The organism is Lacinutrix gracilariae, assembly GCF_042684485.1.
GTDB lineage: Bacteria > Bacteroidota > Bacteroidia > Flavobacteriales > Flavobacteriaceae > Oceanihabitans > Oceanihabitans gracilariae.
This window is the reverse complement of record NZ_JBHULM010000024.1, coordinates 1-847: the sequence shown is the minus strand read 5'-3', so window position 1 is coordinate 847 and position 847 is coordinate 1. Positions and strand designations below refer to the sequence as shown.

Here is an 847-nt window from a genome sequence, read left to right as displayed (position 1 = left end):
GTTAGCCATAATTTGAAAAATGACCGTATTAACAGAAAATCAAGTAACTGAACTTTGTGTTTTTATAGAAAACCGAATTGAAAAAATCGGATGTGACCACTCATTGAAAAACACTTTTGAATGGGCTGAGAAAAACGGAATTGATAAGTCTGACCTAATTGACGTTTTGGAATCGAATGGTGGATTTTGTGATTGCGAAGTGACTTTTAATTTACCTGAAGATTGTGATTTAGAATTAGAGTCCGAAAACAAAGAAATGGACTTTAAAAATCCTTTCAAAATACCGCTGAATTTTCAACAGACTGAAAATAAAGTTTATACAAAAGCACTATTTTCGTGTTCTGAATACGACCATAATAATTACACGAAAAATGGAGAATTATTAATTCCAGCACCATTTGGATTTAAACCAAAAAAGAGAGTTAGGAAAAGTATGCACTTCTTTAACGGAACTGAATCGGAATTGCCTACTGAAATTGGAATTGTAAAAGAAATAGAGCCGATAAATGGAAAAGAGTTTGCGAAAAAAATTCGTGATTTAAAATTAGGTTCTCTTTCGAGATTTTCGGAAAGAGATGCTGAGTATTACTTTTCGAGAATTGAAAAAATTGACTTAGGAAAACCAATGGGAACGCATTTTATGGAAAGAACAGGAATTGGCGGAACGAAAGTTGAATTAAAAGTGCATAAAGTAATATTTAGGAAATAAAAAACTATGGCTAACACCGTGTATAATTAATTGCTTTTTTGAGCCTACTTGCGAAAATTCCGCAGGAATTTTCACGGGTTCGTTAAAGTTTGCTAACTTAGTTCCCTAACCACGCAACTAACCATACACAAACACGTT

At 32.9% G+C, this 847-nt stretch carries 1 protein-coding gene; it reads left to right on the top strand.

The genetic code is table 11. The features are described from left to right. Window positions 1–19 precede the first annotated feature (19 nt). Window positions 20–709, top strand: coding sequence for a DUF2695 domain-containing protein (locus ACFSSB_RS15440; protein ID WP_379905924.1), 690 nt, complete (start codon window positions 20–22; stop codon window positions 707–709). The last annotated feature ends 138 nt before the right edge of the window (window positions 710–847 follow it).

Bases quoted from the DNA above. Each gene is read 5' to 3' on its own strand.
- ACFSSB_RS15440 (WP_379905924.1), top strand. From the start codon at position 20: ATGACCGTATTAACAGAAAATCAAGTAACTGAACTTTGTGTTTTTATA.